Origin of the sequence: Micromonospora lacuserhaii, assembly GCF_036902735.1 — a bacterium.
In the GTDB taxonomy this organism is placed as follows: Bacteria; Actinomycetota; Actinomycetes; order Mycobacteriales; family Micromonosporaceae; genus Micromonospora.
The window spans coordinates 18,527-40,518 of sequence record NZ_JBAKHO010000027.1 but is presented as its reverse complement, the minus strand read 5'-3'; the positions used below and the strand labels follow the sequence as shown (position 1 = coordinate 40,518).

At 74.5% G+C, this 21,992-nt stretch carries 22 protein-coding genes and 1 riboswitch; of the genes, 10 read left to right on the top strand and 12 right to left on the bottom strand.

Annotation, left to right across the window (positions count from 1 at the left end; genetic code table 11):
• Positions 1-21 precede the first annotated feature (21 nt).
• The 4 genes from V6U81_RS17785 to V6U81_RS17770 form a co-directional block, all read right to left on the bottom strand.
• Positions 22-2,316, bottom strand: a complete 2,295-nt coding sequence (locus V6U81_RS17785; protein WP_334490759.1) for an FtsX-like permease family protein — start codon at positions 2,314-2,316, stop codon at positions 22-24.
• The gene (locus V6U81_RS17780; RefSeq protein WP_420884042.1) at positions 2,313-3,032 is read right to left on the bottom strand and encodes an ABC transporter ATP-binding protein; all 720 of its coding nucleotides are present in this window, start codon (positions 3,030-3,032) and stop codon (positions 2,313-2,315) included. Before V6U81_RS17780 ends, V6U81_RS17785 begins: the two co-directional genes overlap by 4 nt.
• Before the next feature lie 14 nt (positions 3,033-3,046).
• A complete protein-coding gene (locus V6U81_RS17775) occupies positions 3,047-3,571 on the bottom strand; it encodes a PadR family transcriptional regulator (RefSeq protein WP_334490758.1) in 525 nt (174 codons plus the stop codon).
• Between the two features lie 87 nt (positions 3,572-3,658).
• Entirely contained in the window at positions 3,659-4,270 is a 612-nt protein-coding gene (locus tag V6U81_RS17770; RefSeq protein WP_334490756.1) for a biliverdin-producing heme oxygenase, read from the bottom strand.
• A gap of 256 nt (positions 4,271-4,526) precedes the next feature.
• Here V6U81_RS17770 and V6U81_RS17765 point away from each other — a divergent pair, with 256 nt between their 5' ends.
• Entirely contained in the window at positions 4,527-6,278 is a 1,752-nt protein-coding gene (locus tag V6U81_RS17765) for a M28 family peptidase (RefSeq protein WP_334490754.1), read from the top strand.
• A gap of 115 nt (positions 6,279-6,393) precedes the next feature.
• Complete coding sequence (locus tag V6U81_RS17760) at positions 6,394-6,807, top strand: type II toxin-antitoxin system Phd/YefM family antitoxin (protein WP_334490752.1); 414 nt, start codon at positions 6,394-6,396, stop codon at positions 6,805-6,807.
• Between the two features lie 74 nt (positions 6,808-6,881).
• Here V6U81_RS17760 and V6U81_RS17755 read toward each other — a convergent pair whose 3' ends face one another.
• Positions 6,882-7,844 carry an anti-sigma factor RsbA family regulatory protein gene (locus V6U81_RS17755; protein WP_334490750.1) on the bottom strand — a complete coding sequence of 321 codons (963 nt, stop codon included), beginning with the start codon at positions 7,842-7,844 and terminating at the stop codon, positions 6,882-6,884.
• Complete coding sequence (locus V6U81_RS17750; RefSeq protein WP_334490749.1) at positions 7,841-8,671, bottom strand: MEDS domain-containing protein; 831 nt, start codon at positions 8,669-8,671, stop codon at positions 7,841-7,843. The genes V6U81_RS17755 and V6U81_RS17750 overlap by 4 nt, the downstream gene beginning before the upstream one ends.
• 95 nt (positions 8,672-8,766) lie before the next feature.
• Here V6U81_RS17750 and V6U81_RS17745 point away from each other — a divergent pair, with 95 nt between their 5' ends.
• Positions 8,767-9,666: an alpha/beta hydrolase gene (locus tag V6U81_RS17745; protein ID WP_334490748.1), complete on the top strand. Its 900-nt coding sequence runs from the start codon at positions 8,767-8,769 to the stop codon at positions 9,664-9,666.
• Here the strand turns inward: V6U81_RS17745 and V6U81_RS17740 are convergent.
• Both V6U81_RS17740 and V6U81_RS17735 read right to left on the bottom strand, forming a co-directional pair.
• Positions 9,644-10,951, bottom strand: a complete 1,308-nt coding sequence (locus tag V6U81_RS17740; RefSeq protein WP_334490746.1) for an MFS transporter — start codon at positions 10,949-10,951, stop codon at positions 9,644-9,646. The genes V6U81_RS17745 and V6U81_RS17740 overlap by 23 nt on opposite strands.
• A complete protein-coding gene (locus V6U81_RS17735) occupies positions 10,948-11,523 on the bottom strand; it encodes a helix-turn-helix domain-containing protein (protein ID WP_334490744.1) in 576 nt (191 codons plus the stop codon). Before V6U81_RS17735 ends, V6U81_RS17740 begins: the two co-directional genes overlap by 4 nt.
• Before the next feature lie 182 nt (positions 11,524-11,705).
• Between V6U81_RS17735 and V6U81_RS17730 the strand changes: the two genes are divergently transcribed.
• Complete coding sequence (locus V6U81_RS17730) at positions 11,706-12,551, top strand: hypothetical protein (RefSeq protein ID WP_334490743.1); 846 nt, start codon at positions 11,706-11,708, stop codon at positions 12,549-12,551.
• A 19-nt stretch (positions 12,552-12,570) separates the two neighbouring features.
• Here V6U81_RS17730 and smpB read toward each other — a convergent pair whose 3' ends face one another.
• Positions 12,571-13,062, bottom strand: coding sequence for an SsrA-binding protein SmpB (smpB, locus tag V6U81_RS17725; RefSeq protein WP_334490742.1), 492 nt, complete (start codon positions 13,060-13,062; stop codon positions 12,571-12,573).
• Positions 13,063-13,221: 159 nt separating this feature from the next.
• Here smpB and V6U81_RS17720 point away from each other — a divergent pair, with 159 nt between their 5' ends.
• A complete protein-coding gene (locus V6U81_RS17720) occupies positions 13,222-13,761 on the top strand; it encodes a DinB family protein (protein WP_334490741.1) in 540 nt (179 codons plus the stop codon).
• Here the strand turns inward: V6U81_RS17720 and V6U81_RS17715 are convergent.
• Positions 13,698-14,444 (bottom strand): S8 family peptidase, encoded by a 747-nt coding sequence (locus V6U81_RS17715; RefSeq protein ID WP_334490740.1) that lies wholly within the window; start codon positions 14,442-14,444, stop codon positions 13,698-13,700. The two genes, V6U81_RS17720 and V6U81_RS17715, sit on opposite strands and share 64 nt — an antisense overlap.
• A gap of 198 nt (positions 14,445-14,642) precedes the next feature.
• Between V6U81_RS17715 and V6U81_RS17710 the strand changes: the two genes are divergently transcribed.
• Together V6U81_RS17710 and htpG are read left to right on the top strand one after the other, a co-directional pair.
• A complete protein-coding gene (locus V6U81_RS17710; protein ID WP_334490739.1) occupies positions 14,643-15,314 on the top strand; it encodes a class I SAM-dependent DNA methyltransferase in 672 nt (223 codons plus the stop codon).
• Positions 15,315-15,380: 66 nt separating this feature from the next.
• Positions 15,381-17,279: a molecular chaperone HtpG gene (htpG, locus tag V6U81_RS17705; protein WP_334490738.1), complete on the top strand. Its 1,899-nt coding sequence runs from the start codon at positions 15,381-15,383 to the stop codon at positions 17,277-17,279.
• Between the two features lie 43 nt (positions 17,280-17,322).
• Here the strand turns inward: htpG and V6U81_RS17700 are convergent, their stop codons facing one another.
• Together V6U81_RS17700 and V6U81_RS17695 are read right to left on the bottom strand one after the other, a co-directional pair.
• The gene (locus tag V6U81_RS17700; RefSeq protein WP_334490737.1) at positions 17,323-18,198 is read right to left on the bottom strand and encodes a peptidoglycan-binding domain-containing protein; all 876 of its coding nucleotides are present in this window, start codon (positions 18,196-18,198) and stop codon (positions 17,323-17,325) included.
• A gap of 1 nt (position 18,199) precedes the next feature.
• Positions 18,200-18,328 carry a hypothetical protein gene (locus V6U81_RS17695; protein WP_334490736.1) on the bottom strand — a complete coding sequence of 43 codons (129 nt, stop codon included), beginning with the start codon at positions 18,326-18,328 and terminating at the stop codon, positions 18,200-18,202.
• A gap of 379 nt (positions 18,329-18,707) precedes the next feature.
• Here V6U81_RS17695 and V6U81_RS17690 point away from each other — a divergent pair, with 379 nt between their 5' ends.
• From V6U81_RS17690 to nhaA, 3 genes are all read left to right on the top strand, one after another.
• Positions 18,708-19,454, top strand: coding sequence for a hypothetical protein (locus tag V6U81_RS17690; RefSeq protein WP_334490735.1), 747 nt, complete (start codon positions 18,708-18,710; stop codon positions 19,452-19,454).
• 141 nt (positions 19,455-19,595) lie between these two features.
• A riboswitch (cyclic di-AMP (ydaO/yuaA leader) is annotated at positions 19,596-19,769 on the top strand.
• The gene (locus tag V6U81_RS17685; protein WP_334490734.1) at positions 19,768-20,451 is read left to right on the top strand and encodes a transglycosylase family protein; all 684 of its coding nucleotides are present in this window, start codon (positions 19,768-19,770) and stop codon (positions 20,449-20,451) included. (Overlaps the previous riboswitch by 2 nt.)
• 211 nt (positions 20,452-20,662) lie before the next feature.
• The gene (nhaA, locus tag V6U81_RS17680) at positions 20,663-21,991 is read left to right on the top strand and encodes a Na+/H+ antiporter NhaA (RefSeq protein ID WP_334490733.1); all 1,329 of its coding nucleotides are present in this window, start codon (positions 20,663-20,665) and stop codon (positions 21,989-21,991) included.
• Position 21,992: the final 1 nt, after the last annotated feature.

Genomic DNA, 21,992 nt, shown 5'->3' with positions numbered 1-21,992 from the left:
CGGGAGCGGCCCCGGGCCACTTCACTCCGTACGCAGCCCGTCCGGCCGGGTGAGCCGCCAGAGCACCGGCAGGCTCAGCCCGGTGACCAGCAGCACGGTCGCCGCGCCGAGGGCCACCGACAGCCCGACCACCGGCCAGGCGACGGTCACCGGGGCCTGGACCATGCGCAGCAGGGCCGCGCCGAGCCCCAGGCCGAAGGCGACCGCCAGGCCCAGCCCGACGAGCACCGGCACGGCGGTCTGCCAGAGCACCGACCAGCCGAGCGTGCCGCGGCGGGTGCCGACGGCCACCAGCATGGCCAGCAGCCGGCGGCGCTCCCGTAGCTGTTCCAGGGTTCCGACGAGCATGCTCACCGCGATCAGCAGCAGGGTGACCACCGCGCCGAGGTAGAGCCCGCGCCGCACGTCGGTGAAGCGCGGGTCCTCGGTGGTCCGGGCGAGGACGCCGACGTACGCCGTCGGGTCGACCGTGGCGACGGTGTTCCGGACGTGCTCCAGGGCGTCCGGTTCGGCGGGGTCGAGTCGCACGAAGGCGTCGCCGCGCAGCGGGCCGAGGGACGCCGCGCGGGCCGCGCCGGGCGTGAGCAGTACCCCGCCGTGCGGCCAGCCGGCGGGGTCGGGCCGGGCCGGGGCCGGCCGGGCGGCCGCCGGTATCCGCCACCCTGCCGTGCCGTCCAGGCTCAACGCGGTGCCGGCCGCGACCGTGCCGGTGCCGCGCTCGGGGGCCGGGACCAGGAACACATCGCCGTCGGCGCACCGGTCGAGCCGGGCGAACTCGGCCAGCGCGGCGCAGTCACCGATCCGCAGTTCGGTGGGGACGCGCTGCGGATCGCCCGCGACGGCCACGGTGACCAGGGTGCCGATCACGCCGGTGACGCCGGTGGTGTCGCCGAGTCGGCGCAGCGCCCCCGCGGCGTCCGGGCCTGCGGCGAACTGCACCTGCACCTGCGCCCGGGAGGTGTCCTGGCCGGTGTCGGTGGTGAACTCGCCGGACACCCCGGCGAAGAGCATCTGCAGGCCGATGGTGCCGGCCACCGCCACCGCGATGCCGTTGACCAGCCGGGCCGAGGTGGCCGCGTCCAGCTGCATCCGCCGTACCGCGAGCTGCCAGGCCACCGGGCCGCCACGCAGCCGGCGGACCAGCAGCTCGGTCACCCAGGGCAGCAGCGTGACCGTGCCGACGAGCAGCAGGACCGCGCCGGCCGGCACCTGCCACCGGGTCACCTCTCCGCCGTCGGAGCGGATCCCGGTGAGCGGCAGCAGCAGGGCCAGCCCGGCGGCGGGCAACAGCAGCCGCCACCAGAGCCGGCGGCGTGCCGCCTCGCCCCGGCGGGTCACCCCGAGCGGCTCGACCACCACCGCCCGCAGCGCCACCATCGCCACCAGGACGGCGAGCGCCGGTACGGCGACGACCACGGCCGCCACCAGCGGCAGGGGCGGGTGGACGTCGTCGGCGTACACGCTGAGGTACATGAGGGTGACCAGCGGGACGAGCTGGCGGCCGGCGGCGAAGAGCAGGCCGCCGACGGCGACCCCGAGCAGCGCGCCGGCGGCCGCCTCGCCGGCGGCGATCCGCCGGACCATCGCGGCGTCCGCGCCGACCAGGCGCAGCGCGGCCAGCCGCCGGTCGCGGCGTTCGCCGCCGAAGCGCACGGCCGCGCCGAGGAAGACGGCGATGGGCAGCAGCAGGACGACGAAGATGACCGACACCAGCAGCATCAGCACCGGGCCGAAGCCCTCGCCGGGCAGCCCGCCACCGTAGGCGTCGAGCCGGGTGGCGCCCAGGTCGGCGCGGAGCCGGTCGCTGCCGGCGTAGAAGGCGTACTCGGTGGGGCCGGCGAGCCCCTGCTCGGTGATCGTGCCGGTGATCCGGGCCCCGGCCAGGCGGGGGGCGAACAGCGCGCCGTCGGGGGAGTCGAGCAGGTCGCGCAGCGCGGGGGAGACCACCACCTCGCCCGGCGCGGGCAGCTTGCCCAGCCCCGGCGGGACGGGCGCGTCGGGCCCCTCTGGCCGGACCAGCCGGCCGCGCACCGGGCGGCCCCGGAACTCGGTGTCCACGGTGGCCACCAGCAGCGTGTGCGGGCCCGCGGTGAGCTGCTCGCCGATCCGCAGGTCGTCGCGGGCGTCGCCGCGCGCCCGGCGGTCGTCCAGTGCGCCGGGTACGGCGGCGGCGAGCAGCAGCAGCGCCACGCCGATGCCCACGCCGACGGCGGTGAGCAGTGCCCGGGTCCAGCCGTCCCGCCCACCGGTGACCGCCATCCGGGCCCCCATCGCGAGGTCGGCCGTCGCGCCCCGGACGCGTCGCAGCGGGCTCACGCGACCGACTCCAGGTCGCGGGTACGACCGTCGCGCACCACCACCTCGCGGTCCGAGTACGCGGCCACCCGCGCCTCGTGCGTCACCAGCACCACCGCCGCGCCGGTCTCCCGGGCGGCGCCGGTGAGCAGCCGCATCACCCGCTCGCCGTTGAGCGAGTCCAGCGCCCCGGTCGGCTCGTCGGCGAAGATCACCCGGGGGGTGGTGACCAGGGCCCGGGCCACCGCGACCCGCTGGCCCTGACCGCCGGAGACTTCGCCGGGGCGCTTGCCCGCGACGTCGGCCACCTCCAGCCGAGTCAGCCACTCGGTGGCCCGTCGCTCCGCCTCCCGGCGGCCGAGGCGGGCCAGCCGCAGCGGCAGCGCGACGTTCTCCAGGCAGGTCAGTTCCGGCACCAGCTGGCCGAACTGGAACACGAACCCGAACGCCTCCCGGCGCAGCGCGCTGCGCGCGGCGTCGGAGAGCGCGGCCAGGTCCCGGCCGTCGAACCGGACCCGCCCGCCGTCGGGGCGGACGATGCCGGCGAGGCAGTGCAGCAGGGTGGACTTGCCGGAGCCGGACGAGCCCATCACCGCCACCACCTCGCCCGGGTCGACCCGCAGCGACGCGCCGGCCAGCGCGACGGTTCCGCCGAACCTGCGGTGCAGGTCCTCGGCCACCAGCAGCGGGGTGGCGGCGGACGCCGTGCCGCCGTTCATCGCCGCACCGCCGTTCATCGCCGTGCCGCCGTTCATCGCCGCACCGTCGCGGACAGCTCGTCGAGGCGGGCGGCGGTCAGCTCCAGCCAGCGCAGGTCGGCCTCCAGGTGGAACAGCGCGTGGTCGCAGATCAGCTGCTCGGCGAGGTCGCCGTCGCGCTTGCGGCGGGTCAGCTCCCGCATCAGCCGCAGGTGCTCGGCGCGTTGGACGTCCAGCAGGTCGGCGGCGTCGCGCCCGGTGAGCAGGGCGAGCACCACCTTCGTGTAGAGGGTGCTCTGGAGGTAGGGCTCGGGCTTCTCCGGAGTGGAGAGCCACCGCCGGACGTCGGTGACGCCCGCGTGGGTGATCGCGTACCGCTTGCGGTCGGGGCCCTCGCCGGGCTCGACCGCCTCGACCTCGACCAGGCCGCCGCGCAGCAGCCGGGACAGGGTGGCGTAGACCTGGCCGTAGGCCAGTGGGCGGGCGTGGCCGAAGCGTTCGTCGTAGAGGCGTTTGATGTCGTAGCCGTGCCGGGGGCTGGCTTCGAGAAGGCCGAGGAAAGTCTGACCGATGGACACGCGGACGACTATACACACCGTGTATACGCGCGGTGTGTACACGAGGTGCCTACCGGTCCGCGACGAGGATCCGGGCCGCGACGTCGGTCAGTCGGGGCGGCGCGCGGCGAGGGTACGGGCGGCGGCCCGGCCGATCGCGTCGAAGGTCTCGACGGCGGCCACCACCGCCTCGGCCCGCTGCTCGGGGTGCCACCGGTGGTCGGCGACCGCGGCGCGGAAGGCCGCCCAGTCGCCCTCCGGGTCCAGCCCGGCACGGCGGAAGAAGCGGGTCGCGCCCGGGCCGAGGCGGCGGTCCACCACCGGGGCGATGATCCGGCCCCCCAGCGCGCTGCCGAGCAGCACGTACCGGCCGCCGACCGCCCGGGCGAGGGTGCCGAAGCGGGGCGCCGCGGCGCCGGTCCCCGGGTCGCCGCCGGCGGGCGGGGCGTCGCCGGAGGCGGCGAGTTCCCGCAGGTCGGCGCGGATCAGGTCGGCGGCGGCGCCGAGCCGGTCGGCCAGGCCCAGCGGACGCCAGTCGACGGCGGCGAGGGCGTCCTCCACCGGCTGCCAGCCGGCCAGCATCCCGGCCAGCGTGGCCGCGAGGTCGGCGCGCGACCGGATCCGCCCGGGCAGGCCGAGGACGCGCTCCACCTCATGATGCTGGCGGCGCGTCCCGGCGCGCAGGGCGGCGAGCAGGTCGGGCTCCGGCGGCGGTGGCATCGGGGCAGTATGCCCGGCTCGGACCGATCCATCACCCGGCCCGGGGCCCGCCGTGACATCGGTCGCGCGGAGCCCGGAAATGTGACGCCGTCCGACCGATTGACCACGACATTGATACATGTCAGTGTTTCATTCCCGGCGTGACCGCCGCGACCCCACCCCCGGGCCGCGGGCGTCCCGTCCACCCCGTCCACCCCCACCGGCGGGACGTGGTGACGCCGGGCGTACGCCCCGTCGACCCCCACGAGGAGCCCCCATGAAGCGCAGACCCCCGACCACGGGCATCGCGCTCGCCGCCTTCGCCGCGGTGACGCTGACCCTGGCCGCGCAACCGGCCTCGGCCACCACCACGGCCCGGCCGGGCACCGCGGCGCCGGCCGTCGCCCCCGTCGCCGCGCTCGCCGCCCCGGACATCTCAATCACCAACGTCCAGGCACACCTGACCCAGCTCAACACCATCGCCACCAACAACGGCGGCAACCGGCGGGCCGGCTCGGCCGGCTACACCGCCTCGGTCAGCTACGTGAAGTCCAAGCTCCAGGCCGCCGGCTACACCGTCAGCGAGCAGTACTGCTCCACCTGCACCTACCCCGGGAACAACCTGATCGCCGAGTGGCCGCAGGGCCCCACCGACCAGGTCGTCATGTTCGGCGCGCACCTGGACAGCGTCTCCGCCGGACCGGGCATCAACGACAACGGCTCCGGCTCCGCCACCCTGCTGGAGAACGCCCTGGTGCTCGCCGCGCAGAACCCGACCATGAGCAAGCGGGTCCGGTTCGCCTGGTGGAACGGCGAGGAGCAGGGCCTGCAGGGCTCGAAGTACTACGTCAGCCAGCTCAGCACCACCCAGAAGGGCTACATCAAGGGCTACTACAACTTCGACATGGTCGGCTCGCCCAACGGCGGCTACTTCATCAACCGGGTCACCTCCACCACGGCCGCGCCGCTGAAGGCGTACTGGGACTCGTTCGGCCTCCAGCCGGAGGAGAACGTCGAGGGGCAGGGCCGCTCGGACGACTACTCGTTCCAGAACGCCGGCATCCCCACCTCCGGCTACGCGGCCGGCGCCAGCGCCACCAAGACCTCGGCCCAGGCCAGCAAGTGGGGCGGCACCGCCGGGGCGGCGTACGACTCCTGCTACCACCGCTCCTGCGACACCACCAGCAACATCAACGCGACCGTCCTCAACCGCAGCGCGGACGGCGTCGCGTACGCCATCTGGCAGCTCGCGGTCGGCGGCACCCCCACCAACGACTTCTCCGTCGCGGTGAGCCCGACCTCCGGCAGCGTCGCCCGCGGCGCCTCCACCACCGCGACGGTCAGCACCGCCACCACCAGCGGCAGCGCGCAGACCGTGGCGCTGTCGGCCAGCGGGGCGCCCAGCGGCGTCACCGTGTCGTTCAGCCCGTCGTCGGTGACCTCCGGCAACTCCGCCACGATGACCGTCAGCGCCTCGTCGACGGCCACCACCGGCACCTTCACCATCACGGTGACCGGCACCGGCTCGGCCACCCGGACCGCCACGTACAGCCTGACGGTGACCGGTACCGGCGGCTGCGCCGGTGGCCAGGTGATCGGCAACAGCAGCTTCGAGTCCGGCACCGCCCCATGGACCGCCACCTCCGGCGTGATCACCAACTCGACCAGCCAGGCCGCCCGGACCGGCTCGTACAAGGCGTGGCTGGACGGCTACGGCAGCACCCACACCGACACGCTCTCCCAGTCGGTGACCGTGCCGGCCGGCTGCTCGACCTACACCCTCGCCTTCTACCTGCACATCGACACCGCCGAGTCGGGCAGCACCGTCTATGACAGGCTGACCGTCCAGCTCGGCACCACCACCCTGGCGACGTACTCGAACGTCAACGCCGCCAGCGGGTACGTGCTGCGCTCGTTCAACGCCGGCGCGTACGCCGGGCAGACCGTCACCCTGAAGTTCACCGGCACGGAGGACGCGTCCCTGCAGACCAGCTTCGTCATCGACGACGTGACCCTGCAGGCGAGCTGATCGGCCGGGGCGGGGTGGGCGACCGCCCACCCCGCCCCGGGCGCGTCAACCCGACGTACCGCCGGGCGGGACCGTCACGACGGTAAATGTCGTACCCGGGTCGCAGCATGTCGGCATGGCTGCCCCCGCGCTGACCCACCACAGTGGGCGACCCCGTTCCGTGCCGCTGCGCGAGCTGCGCACCCGGCTGACCCCGCTGATCGCGATGGCCGAGCTGACCGACACGGTCACCCTGGTCACCCGCGACGGCGACACCCGTCCGGTCGCGGCGATCGTGCCGGCGACCGCGGCCCGCACCGCGGCCCAGGCCCGCGCCGACGCCGAGCGGCTGGCCGCCGTCACGGCGGGCTGGGCCCGCCGGCTGGAGGAGTCGCACCGGCAGGGCGCCCGCCGGCACGCGGCCGAGCTGCGGGCGGTCACCGACGCGCTCGCCGAGGTCTGGGCCGAGCTGGACCGCCGGGTCCCGCCGGGCACCGACCGGGAGCTCGACCGGCTGCGCGCCGTCCACGCCGACCTGCTGCGCGACTGACCCGTCGGCCGCCCGGGATCGGTCCGGTCAAGGCGACGGGACCAGCTCGGTCAGGGGCGTGGGGATCGGCTCGGTCAGGCCGTGAAGTGCGGGTTCCCGGCGGTCAGTCGCAGCGTGCAGCCGTCCGCGCCCCGCTGCATCGACACGTGGCTGCAGGACTGGTGGGTGATCCAGAGTCCCAGCCCGCCGGCCGTCGCGCCGCGCACCGGCAGCATCCCGGCGAACGGATCGCTCGGCCCGGTGCCCCGGTCGCTCACCGTCACCACGATCCGGTCCGCCCCGGTCCAGAGCCGGAACCATACCGGCGGCAGCCCGTGCCGCTCGGCGTTGGTCACCGTCTCGCTCACCGCGACGGCCAGGTCGTCGAGGTCGTCCGCGGGCAGCCGGTCGGCGCCGGCGAGATGGACGGCCTGTCGGGCCTGCGCCGGCGTCGGGTCCACCAGCTCCACCGCCGGGCTGGTGTGCTGCAACGGGTCGAGGACCATCGGCCGGTCCTGCCGCAAATAGTCGACGGGCGGGAGGTAGTCCGCGTTCGGCACGTGCCGGCCGTCCGGCCTGGCGGTCCGCGGATGGGTGCGGACGACGTCGGCCAGCGCGGCGGACGGCGTGACCCGGGTGTCGTAGCCGCACATGCTCCACAGCGGGAAGTCGTCGTACGCGTGGTTGATCGCCGACTCGTAGCGGGCCCACCAGTCCCAGGTCGGCCCGAACAGCACGGGTTGCAGCTCACCGATGATCCGGATCTGGGTCGCCCCCGCCGCCACATGGTCGGCCAGCAGCTGCCGGTACGACCGGATCGCCGTCGCCGGCCGGGCGTACACGTCGCCGCCGGGCAGGAAGGTGACGCCGGAGTTCCGGGGCAGCGCGGAGCGCACCAGGTCGGCGTTCCGGTCGCCGAAGGCCACCATCGTCGGCTCGCCGGCGGCGACCCCGCCGGTGAGGAAGGGCAACACGACGGCGAGCAGCTCCTCGTCGGAGCCGTAGAGGACCGCCTCGTGGTAGTAGCCGTGGTGGTCGGCGGCGGCACCGGTCCTCATCGGATCGTCTCCACCCTGATCCCGCGCAGCCCCAGCAGCTCGACCAGCCGGGCGGCGGGGCCCAGCGTGGTGCGCAGCAGCACGGTCGTGCCGCGCCGTTCGGCGTGCCGGTGCAGGTGTACCAGGCTGCGGTAGTCCACGAAGCGCAGCCCGTCGCCGTCGAGCACCAGTTCGGTGCCGCCCGGTTCGGGGTCGACCCGGCGCAGCGTGGTGGCGAAGAGCTCCTGGTTCGAGGTGTCGAGTTCGCCGGTGAGGACGAGGCGCCCGTCGACCTGTTCGGCGGCGTGGAGGTGGAACAGCGTGCTGCCCGGGTCGGCCGCCGGGTGCACGCTGGCCAGCTCCTCGACCGCCCGGTCGTCGAGCAGCCGCCGGTCGTACGCGCAGGCCGCCGACATCGGCCGGCCGCGCATGAACCGGTCGACCAGGTGCTCGTACCGCGTGAACGTCTCGCGTTGCGCGGCGGTGCGGACCAGCGAGGAGGCCTCGGCGACCACCCGCAGCCCGGTGTGCCCGTCGGCCAGCGCCGCGTCCGTCATCGCGGCGTACACCGCGACCTGGGCCGTCGGGTCGACCGTGCCGTCGCCGTAGGTGTCGGCGATCGACACCACCTCGGCCGCGCCGGTACGCAGCGCCTCACGGAGCCGCGGATCGGCGCTCCACCGCCGTACCACGTCCCCGGCCGGCTCCGCGCTGGCGTATTGCACCCGCTCGCCGACTGCGAGCCCGGCGAGGAGATACTCCCGAGCGCGGGCGTCGAGGGTGGCCGGGTCGTCGTAGCTCCAGCAGACGTGACCGGACGGCCCCTTCGGCCGAGACCCGCTGGTCACGTTGCTGTCCTCATTCCGGCAGTCTACCCGGACGGGCCGGCACCGCCCGGCGGCGCGGGACCACGGCCGTGACCTGCGCGGTCTACCGTGACTCCATGCCGATCACCCGCCGTCGCGCGCTGACCTTGCTGGGCGTCGCGGTCGGGGTGACGGCGGCGTCCGCCGGTGGGATCGGGCTGGTCGGCGCGGGGGTGCTGCCCGGCCGGTCGGTGCTCGACCACGCCCTCGGCCGGTGCGACGCGTCCCGCCCGCCGGACGGGCTGCGCGGCACGCCGCAGGCGCCGGTCACCGGCCGCTTCCGCTCCGTGGCGCGCCGCCGGGAGGTCGGCTTCGCGCTCTCCTACCCGCCCGGGTACGCCCCGGGCGCCCGGTTGCCGGTCTGCCTGGCCCTGCACGGGTACGCCAGCGACGCCGCCGCGGCTGTCGGCAACGGGGACTATCCGGCGTTCCTGGCCGGGGCGGTCGCCACCGGCGCGCCGCCCTTCGTGCTGGCCGCGGTGGACGGTGGGGACGGGTACTGGCATCCGCACGCCGGCGACGATCCGCTGGGCATGCTCACCGACGAGTTCGTGCCGCTGCTGGCGGCGAAGGGGCTGCGGACCGACCGGCTCGCGGTGGCCGGCTGGTCGATGGGCGGCTACGGCGCGCTCCTGGCCGGGGTGACCCGCCCGGACCGGTTCCGACTGGTGGTGGCCACCTCGCCGGCAATCTTCCACTCCTATGAGGACGCCCGCGCGGTGAACGCCGGCGCGTACGACTCGGCGGCGGAGTGGGACCGCTACGACGTCTCCGGCCGCACCGCCGAGCTGGCCCGGTTGCCACTGCGGGTGGCGATCGGCGCCGCCGACCCGTTCGCCCCGGCCGTCCGCGCGGTCCGGGACCGGCTGCCCGACCCGGGGCTGGTGCAGATCTCCACCGGCTGCCACGACGGCCGGTTCTGGGTGTCGGTCGCGCCTCAGCAGGTGCGCGCGATCAGCTTCGCGCTGGCGGACTGACCGGTGTCGGTGGGCCCGTCGTTGCCGGCGCCGGTTCGGGCTGACGCGGCGGCGCGGCGGCGGGTCGGCGCATGGTGCGCCACGGCCCGCCCAGCAGCGGGGTGAGCACCACCAGCAGGTAGCAGGCGCCGACCGTGACCAGGGTGGCGGTGGTGCCGTACCGGTCGGCGGCCAGGCCGGCGCCGAGCGCCCCGAGCGGCATGGCCGCCCAGCAGCCCGCACCGATCACCCCGTAGACGCGGGCCCGCATGTGGGCGGGCACCCGTTCCAGCTCGATCGCCCCGATCAGCGGGTTGATCGCGCCGGCGGCGAAGCCGGCGACCGCGAAGATCGCGACGACCACGGGGAGCGGGGGAGCGGCGGCCAGGGCCCAGAACGGGGGCCCGCCGGCGACGGCGAACGCGGTGACGAGGGTGGCCCGCCGGGGCAGCCGGTGGCCGACCGCGCTGAACAGCAGCGACCCGACCAGCGCTCCGCCGCCCATCGCCCCGACCAGCAGGCCGAACGCGGTCGGCCCGCCGAGTTCCCGGTCGGCGACCACGGGCAGCAGCACGCTGCTCTTGGCCGCGTCGAAGCAGTTGGTGACCAGGATCAGCAGCACCATGGCGCGCAGCAGCGGCTCCCGGGTCAGGAAGCGCAGCCCGGCGGCGAGGTCCCGCCAGTAGCCGGCGGATTCCTCGACGGCGGTGTCGGCGGGGCGCAGGCTCCGGGGCACCAGCAGCGCGACGGCCAGCGCGGAGACCGCGAAGGTGGCGGCGTCCACGGCGAGCACGGGCAGCGCACCGATCGCGGCGACCAGCAGCCCGGCCACGGGCGCGCCGAGCAGCCGGGCGCCGCGCTCGGTGGCCTCGAACCAGCCGATCGCCCGCTCGATGGGGATCCCCGCCGCGCTCGCGGCCTCGGGGAGCAGGGCGGTGCGCGCGGTCTGTCCGGGGGTGTCGAGCAGGCCGCTGACGAAGACCAGGCCGAGCAGCGCCCAGAACGGCAGGCCGACGGTGGCGTCGAGCAGCGGTACGGCGGCGACCGTGCCACAGGAGACCAGGTCGGCAAGGACGCTGGACCGCCGGTAGCCGATCCGGTCGACGAGCACCCCACCGAGCGCGCCGCCGAGGACGACCGGCGCGGTGGCGAAGGCGCCGGTCAGGCCGGTCGCCGCCGGGGAGCCGGTCTCGGCGAGGACGTAGAGCGGCAGCGCGATGAGGGTGAGCATGTTGCCGGTCAGCGAGACGGCGTGCCCGACGAGCAGACCGGTCAACGGCCCCCGGCGGCGAGGTCCGGGGGTCATCGCGGGTCCCGGAAGGCGTGGTACATCAGCGTGACGGTGCGGGCGTCGGGCCGGTCGGGGTCGCTGCGGGCCTGCCAGCGCGCCGTCAGCGCTTCCAGGTCGGCCCGCAGTTCGACCAGCTCGTCGCTGGTCAGGTGCAGCCAGGAGTCGCTGCTGGTGGTGCCGCGTACCCATTCGGGTTCGAGAGTGGACTCGGCGTCGAGGTAGCCGCGCAGCCGGTCCACGTACCGCTCGAGGACGGCCCGCCGCAGCAGGTCGGAGGCGGCCCGGCGTTCGGGGTCGGCGAGGACGTCCATCAGCTCCCACTCGGTGCGCTCGTGGGCGGCACGCCACCATCGTTCGCGGCGGCTGCGGGCCAACTCGGGGGCCTCCCGGACGAAGCCGTGCTCGGCGAGCCGGCCCAGGTGGTAGCTGACCGACCCGACGGCCTCGTCGATGACGTCGCTGAGCATCCCGACGGTCTGCGGGCCGCGCCGCCGCAACTCGCCGAGCAGGCGCAGCCGGGTGGGGTGGGCCAGCGCGCGCATCGCCCGTGGATCGGTGAGGTGCAGGGTCGTCGGTTCCTCCGCCATGCGCGTCACGCTACACGTACAAGAAATGTCGTACAAGACTTCTTGTGATCGCCGGGAATGCGGGCGGCGCAGCGGTGGGGTGACAATCCAGCGGTGACGCGAAACCGGGGTGGGGCGGTCCGCCACGTCGCCGCCCCGGCACCGGTCGTCCGGCATCGCGGGCGCATCGCGGACGGGCACCGGTGACCGCCACCGTCGCGCTGGTGTTCGCCGTCGCCGCCGCCGTCGGCTACGGGCTCGGCTCGGTCCTCCAGGCCGTCGGCGCCCGGCGCGGCCGCAGCACCCTGCGCGCCCTCGGCCACCCCCTGTACCTCGCCGGGCTGGCCTGCGACACGCTGGCGTTCCTCGCCTCGCTGGTCGCCCTGCGACGGCTGCCGGTCTACGAGGTCCAGTCGGTCACGGCCGGCTCCCTGGCGGTCACCGCCGTGCTGGCGCGGGTCGTCCTGGCGGCCCGGCTGCGTCGCCGCGACACCGCCGCCATCGTGGCGACCGTCGCCGCCCTGGTGGTCATCTCCCTCTCGGCGGGTGCCGAGCGGGCGGTCGTCCCGTCCGTGGCGTTGGCCACCGGGCTGGCGGCCGCGGCGCTGGTGACCACCGTGGCCGGCGTGCTGGCGGCACGGCGGGTGTCGCCTGTGCTCAGCGCGGCGCTCGCCGGCGCCGCCTGGGCCGTCACGGCACTCTGCGCCCGGGCCCTCGTGCTGCCGGCGGACCCGCTGGGCCGGCCGGTGGCGGCGGTCTGGGAACTGGCCCTGGACCCGATCCTCTGGGGCCTGCTGGTGTCGGGGGTGGCGGGGACGCTGCTCTACGCCCACTCCCTGCGGTACGGGCAGGTCGGGCCGGTCACCGCCGTGCTCTGGGCGGTCGAGGTGGTCGCCCCCTCTGTCGCCGGCGTGCTCCTGCTCGGCGACGGCGTCCGCGCCGGTTGGCTGCCGTGGGTGGTGGCGGCGATCCTGGTGACGGTGGTCGCCGCGGTCGTCCTCGCCACCGCACCGGCGACCGTCGACACGACACGGGAGGCGGCGGGGTGACGTGGGGCGCGAGCGCCGGTCAGGCCGGACGGCCGGGACGGCGGCCCTTCAGGCGGCGGCCCAGCTCGCGGGCGATCTCCCGGTTGGCGTCCCGCTCGGCGAGCACCTGGCGCTTGTCGTACGACCTGCGGCCCCGGGCCAGCGCGATCTCGACCTTCGCCCAGCCGTTGCTGAAGTACATCGACAGCGGCACCAGGGTCACCCCGCCGTCGCGCAGCTTCTCCAGGATCCGGTCGATCTCCACCCGGCGCAGCAGCAGCTTGCGGGTCCGCCGGGGCTGGTGGTTGGTCCAGGTGCCGTAGCCGTACTCGGCGATGTGCAGGCCGTACAGCATGAGCTCGCCGTCGCGCTCCTGGGCGAACGCGTCGACCAGCGACACCCGTCCCTCGCGCAGCGACTTGACCTCGGTGCCGGCCAGCACGATCCCCGCCTCGTACGTCTTGAGGACGGTGTAGTCGTGGCGGGCCTTCTTGTTGGCGGCGACGACCTTCCGCTCGGTGTCCCGCGACACGACCACCACCCCTTCCGGACGACCCGTTGCCCCCGGTGCACCCTATCCGGGGCGGTTCCGCCGGCGGCGGCGACCGCGCACGACGGCCCTCCCCGCCCCGGTGCGGTTCTCGATCAACCAGGGGTGCCCCCGACGCCGCCGGGGTGGCAGACTCCTCCCATGCCGCAGCCGCACGTCATTCCGCCCGAGACGGCCGACTGGACCTTCGTCATCGAGGACGGTTGCGCGCAGTGCGGGTTCTCCCCGCAGGACGTGGCGACCACCGGCGACCGCCTGCGGGGCACCGTCCCGGTCTGGCGGGAGGCGCTCGCCCGCGCCGACGCGGCCCGGCGCCCGGCGCCCACCGTCTGGTCCCCTGTCGAGTACGCCTGCCACGTCCGGGACACCTGCCGGATCTTCCGAGGCCGGCTGGAGCTGATGCTCGGCCAGGACGACCCGGTCTTCCCGAACTGGGACCAGGACGCCACCGCCGTCGAGGACGACTACTTCCACCAGGCGCCGGCGGAGGTGGCCGACCAGTTGGCCACCGAGGCGGCGGCGACCGCGGCGGCCTTCGACGCGGTCCGCACGGAGCAGTGGGACCGGCCCGGCCGGCGCAGCAACGGCTCGGTCTTCACGGTACGGACCTTCGCGGTCTACTTCCTGCACGACGTCGCCCACCACGTACACGACATCCGCCGTCCCCGGCCGGAGCGCTGACGCCGGCCCGCCGCGCGGCACGCCGGCCGGCGCCGCCGGGTGTCCCCGCAGTCGCCGGGCTCCTCCCAGTCGCCGAGGTCGGTGGCGTCGGGGTCGCGCCCGTCGCCGTCGCGGGCCCCGGCGGGGTCGCTGACGAAGTCGTAGCCGGGCAGCAGGTTCGCCGCCAGGTCGCGGTGCGCGGTGGCGCCGGTGTCCAGGACCGCGACGGTGATTCCCGCGCCGTCGGCGCCGGTGGCCCAGGCGGGTTCGGCGTAGACGCCGCCGAGCGGGTCGTGCAGGTCCCACTGGTCGTCCCACCGGGCGTCGTCGGGGCGGGAGTCGGGGCGTACCCGCGTCTCGGGGCGGGCCCAGGCGACGTCGGCGCGGTCGGCGAGCCGGCCGGTCACCGCGCGGGTGGTGGCGGCGGGCAGGGGGCGGTCGGCGGCCACCAGCAGGTCGCCGGTGGCCAGCACCCGGCGGACGGTGAGCCGCGCGCCGCTGGCCCGCCCGACGGCGACCAGGTCGTCGGTGAGCCGGGCGAGGTCGGCGCCGTGGCCGGCGCGGGCGCCGGGGGCCGGCCGGGCCCCGACGAGGAACGTGGTCCCGGTGTCGCCGGGGGGCGCCGCCGCGGCGGAGGCCGTGGGGAGCAGGGTGGTGACGGTGGCGAGGGCCACCGCCAGGTGCATCGGGGTACGGATGGACACGTCTCTTCCTTCGCACTCGGACGCGGGCCCGCGCACCGCAGGCCCGGGACCACGCTAGAAGTCTCTGCAAGAAGGTGGAAGATCGTTGCAATATCAGTCATGAGAAGAAAGACTTTCCACATTCTTGCGAAAGAGAACGATGTCCCGGTCGCTGGGATCCACAATGGTCGGACGCCGCGGACGGTAGGGTGCCGGACCGTGACCGAACGGGACTTCCTCACCGCCACCCGCGCCTCGTACGACACCATGGCCGCCGAGTACACCGCGCGGCTGCGCGACGAACTCGCCGGCCGGCCGTGGGACCGGGCGATCCTGGCCGGCTTCGCCGAGACGGTCCTCGCCGCCGGCGGCGGGCCGGTGCTCGACGTCGGCTGCGGCCCGGGCCGGATCACCGGCCATCTGCGCGACCTCGGCCTCGACGTCGCCGGCCTCGACCTGTCGCCCGGCATGGTCGCGCAGGCCCGGGCCGCCCACCCCGACCTGCGATTCACCGAGGGATCCATGCTGGACCTCGACCTGCCCGATGGCGCGCTCGCCGGCCTGGTCGCCTGGTACTCGGTCATCCACGTCCCGGACGAGCTGCTGCCCCGGGTCTTCGCCGGCTTCCGCCGGGTCCTCGTCCCCGGCGGGCACGCGATGCTGGCCTTCCAGGTCGGCGACGAGGCCGTGCACCGCACCGACGCCTGGGGCGATCCGGTCTCGCTGGTCTTCCACCGGCGCCGCCCCGAGCGGGTCGCCGAGCTGCTGACCGATGCCGGGCTGGAGGTACGCGCGACGATGTGGCGGGCGCCGGAGGAGCTGTTCGGCCGCCCCGAACCCACCCCGCAGGCATACCTGATGGCCCGCCGGCCGGCCGACGACCGGGTGTGACTCCGGTGGCCACGGATGCTCGTATCCTGTCCCGCGGAACCGTGACGTACGCATGAGGAGGTTGGTGTGAGCGGTCGGACCGAGACGCTGGAGTTCCAGGCGGAGACGCGCCAGCTGCTGCAGCTGATGGTGCACTCCATCTACTCGCACAAGGACGTCTTCCTGCGCGAGCTGATCTCCAACGCCTCCGACGCGCTGGACAAGCTGCGGCTGGAGTCGCTGGTCGACAAGGACCTCGACGTCGACACCTCTGACCTGCACATCGAGCTCGACGTCGACGCCGAGGCGCGGACGCTGACCGTACGGGACAACGGCATCGGCATGTCCCGCGACGACGTCGTCTCGCTGATCGGCACCATCGCCCGCTCCGGCACCGCCGAGCTGCTGCGTCGGCTGAAGGAGTCCAAGGAAGCCGCCAGCCAGGACCTGATCGGCCAGTTCGGGGTGGGCTTCTACTCGACGTTCATGGTCGCCGACCGGGTCACCCTGCTGACCCGCCGCGCCGGTCAGGCCGAAGGCACCCGGTGGGAGTCCACCGGCGAGGGCACGTACGTCGTCGAGACCGTCAACGACGCCCCCCAGGGCACCGCGGTGACCGTGCACCTCAAGCCGGCCGACGACGAGGACAACCTCTTCGACTACACCGACCGGGCGAAGATCCGCGAGATCGTCAAGCGGTACTCCGACTTCATCGCCTGGCCGATCCGTACCACCGCCCCCGGCGCCGACGGCGCCGAGCCGACGGTCGAGACGCTCAACTCGATGAAGGCGCTCTGGGCGCGGCCCCGCGACGAGGTGGCCGAGGAGGAGTACCGCGACTTCTACCGGCACGTCGCCCACGACTGGACCGACCCGCTGGAGACCATCCACATGCGGGGCGAGGGCGTCTTCGAGTACGAGGCGCTGCTCTTCATCCCGTCGCACGCCCCCTTCGACCTCTTCATGGCCGACGGCCGGCGCGGCGTGCAGCTCTACGTCAAGCGCGTCTTCGTGATGGACGACTGCGCCGCGCTGATGCCGAACTACCTGCGCTTCGTCAAGGGCGTGGTGGACGCGCACGACCTGTCGCTGAACATCTCCCGGGAGATCCTGCAGCAGGACCGGCAGATCCAGATCGTCCGCCGGCGGCTGGTCCGCAAGGTCCTCGCCACCGTCAAGGAGCTGCGCACCGCGCACGCCGAGCGCTACCGGACCTTCTGGGCGGAGTTCGGCCGGGTGGTCAAGGAGGGCCTGCTGGAGGACCCGGACAACACCGAGGCGATCCTCGACGTCGTCTCCGTCGCGTCCACCCACGACCCCGCCGAGCTGACCACCCTGCACGACTACGTCGCGCGGATGAAGGAGGGCCAGCGCGAGATCTACTACGCCACCGGGGAGACCCGGGCGACGCTGGAGAACTCGCCGCACATGGAGGCGTTCCGGGCCCGGGGATACGAGGTCCTGCTCCTCACCGACCCGGTCGACGAGGTCTGGGTGGAGCGGGTCGGCCAGTTCGACGGCCGGCCGCTGCGCTCCATCGCCAAGGGCCAGGTCGACCTGGACGCCGCGGCGGAGGGTGCCGACACCGCCGAGCGGGAGCAGCGCGCCAAGGAGTACGGCGCCCTGCTCGCCTTCCTCGGCGAGGCGCTCGCCGACAGCGTCAAGGAGGTCCGGCTCTCCTCCCGGCTGACCACCTCACCGGCCTGCGTCGTCGGCGACGCCCACGACATCACCCCGACGCTGGAGAAGATGTACCGCGCGATGGGTCAGGAGCTGCCGCAGGTCAAGCGGATCCTGGAGCTCAACCCCACCCACCCGCTCGTCAGCGGGCTGCGCGCCGCACACGAGCGGGGCGACGACAGCGCGGCGCTGGCCGAGACCGCCGAGCTGCTGTACGGCATGGCGCTGCTCGCCGAGGGCGGCGACCTGGCCGACCCGGCCCGGTTCGCCCGGGTCCTCGCCGACCGGCTGGCCCGCGCCCTCTGACCCGACCGGCCCCGACCGGGCGTCCACCCGGTCGGGGCCAGGCTCAGAAGCCCACCCGTACGCCCATCGCCGCCCAGGTGGCCCGCCCGACCACACCGTCGACGGCCAGGCCGCGCATGCCCTGGTACCAGCGGACGCCGGACTCGGTGGTCGCGTCGAACCGCCCGTTCGCCGGGCCGCACCGCGTCGCCCCGACGAAGCGCTGCACGAACGCCACGTCAACGCCGGTGGCGCCGACCCGCAGCAGCCGGGAGCCCGGCGCGTGGGCGGGCACCGGTTGCGGCCCGGGGCCGGCCGGCGTTGGGCGGCCGGCGGCGCGCAGCGCGGCGACGGTGCGGGGCCCCACCACGCCGTCGGCGGTGAGCCGCCGGGCGGTCTGGAAGGTACGCACCCACGCGGCGGTGGCCGCGCCGAACGCCCCGTCCACGCTGAGCCGGGCATCGAGGGCGTTGGCGAGGGTCTGCAGCTCACGGACGTCGCCGCCCCGGCTGCCGTCCCGCAGCACCCGGTCGCCGAGCCGCACCGCCGGGGCGGTGGCGATGCCCCAGGGCTGCCGGCTGTCCTCGAGCGCGCGCTGGTGGCTGACGCTGACGTGCAGGTGCTTGTCGTGCGGGTTCGGGCCGGTGTAGCGGGCCGGCCGGAAGCTCCTGCTGCGGCTCCAGATCACCCGGTTGTAGATGACGTACTGGGTGGCCGGGTGCGCCACGCACTGCCGGACGACCAGCAGTGGGTCGATGCCGTCGATGTCCACATCGACCGCGTTGACCGACTGGTCGTCATTGTCCGGATTATGATCGCTGCGGCGCGCCTGATGACCGGCGTCTCCCAGCCAGCCGTCTGAAGTGTGGTCCCGGTGCGGCCAGCGGGTGTCGATCTCCTCGCGCAGCACCCGCAGCGCGGGCGCCAGGTGGACGCCCATCTCACTCCTCCTCTTCGAGCGCGGCGGCCAGGTCGAGGTCGACCTCCTCGCCGGCGAGGGTCTCCGGGTCGTCGTCCTCGACGAGCGTGGCGACCAGGTAGTCCATGTCCTCTGTGCTCTGTCTGTCCACGGTTCCTCCGGGGGTTGCTCAACCGGCGCCGGCGAGCGGGTGGCTGGGGACGGCGACGTCCGCACCGGCGTTGGTCCAGATGTCCGGGAACGGTCGGCGGTCCGGCGTCTCCCTCACGGTGCGACCGGGCGCGTCGGCTGCCCAGGGGTGAGTCGCCTATCGGCGGCAACGCTGCCCGACCGGCGGGCCTGGCCGCCGATCGAGGCGGCGGCCCACCGAGGTGGTCCACCGGCGACGGTTGATCCGGTGGACCGGGGCCGGGTGTACGGTCCAGCTCGTTGACCTTCGGGCGCGGCGCCGCCGTCCTGCTGTCCGGAAACGGTCACTCCGAGATCCGCGCCGGACGGTGCCGGTGGCGGCCTGGCGGCAGAATGCGGCCATGCGGGGGATGACGGGGCGAGGGGCGGCCGTGGCCGCGGGAACGATGCTCGCGGCGGCGCTGCTAGCCGGCTGCGGCTGGGCCGAGGGGGAGGACGCGGAGACGCTGGCCCGGCGGGAGGCGCGCGGGCGGCTGGACGAGGTGATCACCGTGATCGAGCGGGTGCGACCGTGGGAGGCCGACGAGTTCGGCCGAATCGTGCACGGCCGCACCGGGTTGGAGCTGATGTCGTTGGAGGGCGTCGACCGGGCCGGGGGAGTGTCGCTCGTGGTGCGTACCCACGGCGAGGCCACCACGACCGACTGGTCGGGCTCGGACAGCGGACACGCCGACGTGACCCTCTGCCACCGGCTGGTGTACCGGACCGATGAGGTCCAGCCGGTGACCGAGGTGGACTGCCCGACGACCGCACCGGTGACCCCTCGGCCGGCTGCCACGCTCCCGCCGGACCTCACCGAGCGGCTGCGCCGGGAACTGCCGACGGGTCCCGCGGCGACCGAGGCGTCCGTCGGCGCGTACCTCGACCGACCCCGCCTCGACTCCCGGGTCCGCCGGGACGTCGCGTCGTACGGCGGCAGCGTGGGGCTGGCGCTGCGCGCGGACCGGCGGGGTAGCTGCCTGTTGGCCAGAGTGGTCGGTGACAAGGTGGAGGTCTGGAGCCCGAGCCCGGTGCAGCTCCAGCCGGGGGAGCTCACCTGCTCGGGGCGGACTGCGGCCGCCGGGCAGGGCCAGCGCTCACCGCACTGAGCAGGGCATTGTCCGACGTTGTGGCAGTTGCGCAAGTGGAGAGAGCCGGCCCCCGCCCGACCGGGTGAAGAACTTCACAAGAAGTGGGCAAATCGCCGAAACGCCTCCTAACGTCGATCCGGTCCGCCTTCGTGGACACCACGGTCGGTAACGCCTAATCCATGCCGCCGACGGTGGGACCTTGTCAGCTGGGCATGGAGCGGGGGACCCACACGTTCCTCGGTGCACGTCACCTCGGGGTGAAGCCGCCTGTGGCGGCCGGGCTCCTCGGCCCGAACCCGACAGCTCACCTCGCCGGCGTGGAGGAGCACAGATGTCAACTGAACACACCGCCCGTCACCGACGGGTCAGCTCGCGCCGCGTCGCCGTCGGTACGCTCGCCGTCGGTGCCGTGACCGGGGTCGCCGCCGTCCTGGCGCCGGCCGCCCCGGCGAGCGCCGCCAGCGTCAACTGGGACGCGATCGCCCAGTGCGAGTCCGGCGGCAACTGGCACATCAACACCGGCAACGGCTACTACGGTGGCCTGCAGTTCTCGGCGGGCACCTGGTCCGGCTACGGCGGCAAGAAGTACGCCTCCCGCGCCGACCTGGCCAGCCGCAGCGAGCAGATCGCGATCGCGGAGAAGGTGCTCGACGGTCAGGGCATCGGCGCCTGGCCGGTGTGTGGCAAGAAGGGCGGCTCGACGAAGAGCTACTCCACCTCGGAGAAGTCGTCGTCGCGCAAGTCCGAGCGGTCGGAGAAGTCCGAGCGGCGCACCGAGCGGGCGACCACGAAGTCGGAGCGCTCGTCCGACCAGCGGCGCACGAGCCGCAGCGAGCGGCGTAGCGCCCCGGCGTCGAGCGGGGACAAGTACGTGGTGCGCGCGGGTGACACCCTGTCGGAGATCGCCGACGCGAAGGACCTCGCCGGTGGCTGGCAGGCGCTGTACGAGCGCAACAAGCGCGTCGTCGGCGCCGACCCGGGCCTGATCTTCCCGGGTCAGCGGCTCAGCCTCTGACGCTCGTCCCTCCCCGAGGGCGCACCACCGCGCGAACGACGACGCCCGGCCGGATCCACCCGGCCGGGCGTCGTCGTGTGCGGCGATGCTGGAGGGGCGGCCTGCCGGCTACGGGGCGACCACCCGCCCGGCGGCGGATAAGGTTGACCCTGGTGTGCCGGGAAGTCTGGTCGGCGATGGATGACGCGACCCCTGCCGACGAGGAGTTTCCGTGACCGACGCCGACCGGCGCCGTGCCAACCTGTTCGCCCGCCGATCCTGGGGCGAGACCAGCCGCATCTCCGCCATTCTCCGCAAGGAGACCGTCGGTGGGGCGCTGTTGCTCGCCGGTGCGCTGCTCGCCCTGGTCTGGTCGAACTCCCCCTGGTCCGACGGATACCAGTCGGTGCGGGACCTCCGGGTCGGTCCGGCGGGCCTGCACCTCGACCTGACCCTCGCCACCTGGGCCGCGGACGGCCTGCTGGCGATCTTCTTCTTCGTCGCCGGGTTGGAGCTCAAGCGCGAGTTCGTCGCCGGTGATCTCCGTGATCCCCGCCGGGCGGCGGTGCCGGTGGCGGCCGCGGTCGGGGGGGTGACCGTACCCGCGCTGCTGTTCACCCTGATCGCGGCGGGCGCCGGTGGTGGCGCCGCGAAGGGGTGGGCCATCCCGACCGCGACCGACATCGCCTTCGCCCTCGCCGTGCTCGCCGTGGTCGGCCGGTTCCTGCCCTCGGCGCTGCGCACCTTCCTGCTCACCCTGGCCGTCGTCGACGACCTGCTGGCGATCGTCATCATCGCCATCTTCTACACCTCGGACCTGTCGGTCGCGCCGCTGCTGGCCGCGCTCGTCCCGCTGGCCGTGTTCGCCCTGCTGGTGCAGCGCCGGGTGCGGTCCTGGTGGTTGCTGCTGCCGCTGGCGGCGGTCACCTGGGTGCTGGTGCACGAGTCGGGTGTGCACGCCACCGTCGCGGGCGTCCTGCTCGCCTTCACCGTCCCGGTGATCCGCAGCGAGGCGGCCGGCGGCCCGGACGCCGGGCCGGGGCTCGCCGAGCACTTCGAGCACCGGTTCCGGCCGATCTCCGCCGGCGTCGCGGTGCCGATCTTCGCGTTTCTCTCCGCCGGGGTGGCCATCGGGGGACTGGCCGGCCTGGCGACCGCGCTCTCCGACCGGGTGGCGGTCGGCATCATGGTCGGCCTGATCGTCGGCAAGCCGGTCGGCATCATGGTCGCCACCTGGTTGGTGTCCCGCTTCACCCGGGCCGACCTCGACGAGGGCCTGAACTGGCTGGACGTGCTCGGGCTCGCGCTGCTCGGCGGGATCGGCTTCACCGTCTCCCTGCTCATCGGTGAGCTGGCCTTCGGCCTGGGCAGCGAGCGCGACGACCACGTGAAGGTGGCGGTGCTCGCCGGTTCGCTGCTCTCCGCGCTCCTCGCCACCGTGATCCTGCGCGCGCGCAGCCGGGTCTACCGGCGGGTGCACGAGGTCGAGACGATCGACCGTGACCAGGACGGCGTACCGGACGTCTACCAGCCGCACCCGGACCGGCCCGACGGTCACTGAT

Bases quoted from the DNA above. Each gene is read 5' to 3' on its own strand.
- V6U81_RS17735 (WP_334490744.1), bottom strand. From the start codon at position 11,523: ATGGCGGAGGAACCGACGACCCTGCACCTCACCGATCCACGGGCGATG.
- V6U81_RS17690 (WP_334490735.1), top strand. From the start codon at position 18,708: ATGCGGGGGATGACGGGGCGAGGGGCGGCCGTGGCCGCGGGAACGATG.
- V6U81_RS17765 (WP_334490754.1), top strand. From the start codon at position 4,527: ATGAAGCGCAGACCCCCGACCACGGGCATCGCGCTCGCCGCCTTCGCC.
- V6U81_RS17720 (WP_334490741.1), top strand. From the start codon at position 13,222: ATGCCGCAGCCGCACGTCATTCCGCCCGAGACGGCCGACTGGACCTTC.
- V6U81_RS17740 (WP_334490746.1), bottom strand. From the start codon at position 10,951: ATGACCCCCGGACCTCGCCGCCGGGGGCCGTTGACCGGTCTGCTCGTC.
- V6U81_RS17700 (WP_334490737.1), bottom strand. From the start codon at position 18,198: ATGGGCGTCCACCTGGCGCCCGCGCTGCGGGTGCTGCGCGAGGAGATC.
- V6U81_RS17770 (WP_334490756.1), bottom strand. From the start codon at position 4,270: ATGCCACCGCCGCCGGAGCCCGACCTGCTCGCCGCCCTGCGCGCCGGG.
- V6U81_RS17780 (WP_420884042.1), bottom strand. From the start codon at position 3,032: ATGAACGGCGGTGCGGCGATGAACGGCGGCACGGCGTCCGCCGCCACC.
- V6U81_RS17755 (WP_334490750.1), bottom strand. From the start codon at position 7,844: ATGAGGACCGGTGCCGCCGCCGACCACCACGGCTACTACCACGAGGCG.
- V6U81_RS17685 (WP_334490734.1), top strand. From the start codon at position 19,768: ATGTCAACTGAACACACCGCCCGTCACCGACGGGTCAGCTCGCGCCGC.
- V6U81_RS17760 (WP_334490752.1), top strand. From the start codon at position 6,394: ATGGCTGCCCCCGCGCTGACCCACCACAGTGGGCGACCCCGTTCCGTG.
- V6U81_RS17745 (WP_334490748.1), top strand. From the start codon at position 8,767: ATGCCGATCACCCGCCGTCGCGCGCTGACCTTGCTGGGCGTCGCGGTC.